Origin of the sequence: Burkholderia sp. Ac-20392, from assembly GCF_017104585.1 — a bacterium.
Lineage (GTDB): Bacteria > Pseudomonadota > Gammaproteobacteria > Burkholderiales > Burkholderiaceae > Burkholderia > Burkholderia lata.
This window is the reverse complement of the sequence record NZ_JAAGPB010001038.1, coordinates 1-1,117: the sequence shown is the minus strand read 5'-3', so window position 1 is coordinate 1,117 and position 1,117 is coordinate 1. Positions and strand designations below refer to the sequence as shown.

Here is a 1,117-nt window from a genome sequence, read left to right as displayed (position 1 = left end):
CCGCCGGCCGGGCCGCGAATACGTCGGCCACCGCACCGGCGGGTTCGCGATGAAACGCGAATGCCAGCGGCACGCGCGCCGAGCGCATCCCGTGCCGCATCGCGACGCCCGTTTCGGCCGGCCCGACGAACAGCACGCCGTCATCGGCCAGACGCTCGTCGAGCGAGCGGATCACGCGATCCTGCGCGTCGCGATCGAAGTAGATCAGCACATTCCGACAGAACACGAAATCGTAGCGAATGCCGGTATCAACGGCCGGTTCGACGAGGTTGGCCTGACTGAACTGCACGCACGCGCGCACGCGCTCGTCGAGCAGCCAGCCGTCGCGGGTCGGCGTGAAGTGCCGCGCGCGAAACTCCGTCGCGGTGCCGCGGAACGCATTGCGCCCGTAGCAGCCGAGCCGCGCCTGCTCGATCGCGCGCGCGCTGAGGTCGATCGCGTCGATCGTGAAGCTGGCCGGATCGAGGCCTGCGTCGAGCAGCGCCATCGCCGCCGAATACGGCTCCTCGCCGGTCGAGCACGGCGCGCTCAACACGCGGACCACCCGGCCGGGCAGCGCGGCGACCCGTTCGGTCGCGAGCCGCACGAGCGTCGCGAAGGCCTCGCGGTCGCGGAAGAACCAGGTCTCGGGCACGACGAACAGCTCGATCAGCGCACGTCTTTCATCTGCCGACGCGTTGAGCTGCTGCCAGTAGGCGTCGAGCGCGTCCTGCGTCACGGGCAGCCGCGCCGCCGACGGCAGGCGCTCGCCGTCCGCCTGCAGCGTGTGCACGCGTTCCGTCAGCGCACGGGTCAGGAAATCGTTGCCGAGCGAATCGGGGTCGATGCCGGTCTCGCGCAGCAGCCAGCCGCGAAATCGCGATTCGGACTCTTTCATGCGGACTCTCCCCCGTGGCCCGGCAGGCCGTCGAACAGATACAGGCGCGCTACGTCGTCGATCAGGTCGGACACCGATACCTGCTGCACGACGCCATCGGGCGTATTCGCGACCGGCCCGAGCCAGCGCGTGCGCGCGGTCGAGATGCCGCTCGACCGGAACGCCGCGCGGTCGATCCGCATCGTCTGCGTCGCACGCTCGACGATCAGCCCGAGCGTGCGCTCGCCGCCCGCTTCGTCA

At 70.2% G+C, this 1,117-nt stretch carries 1 protein-coding gene and 1 pseudogene; both read right to left on the bottom strand.

Annotated elements, in window-relative coordinates:
- On the bottom strand, window positions 1-877 hold an 877-nt coding region (locus G3N99_RS40635), incomplete at its 3' end, for a protein-glutamate O-methyltransferase CheR (RefSeq protein ID WP_206125244.1).
- Window positions 874-1,117, bottom strand: a pseudogene (locus tag G3N99_RS40630) (chemotaxis protein CheW); the annotation flags it as partial. The gene G3N99_RS40635 and the pseudogene G3N99_RS40630, both read right to left, overlap by 4 nt.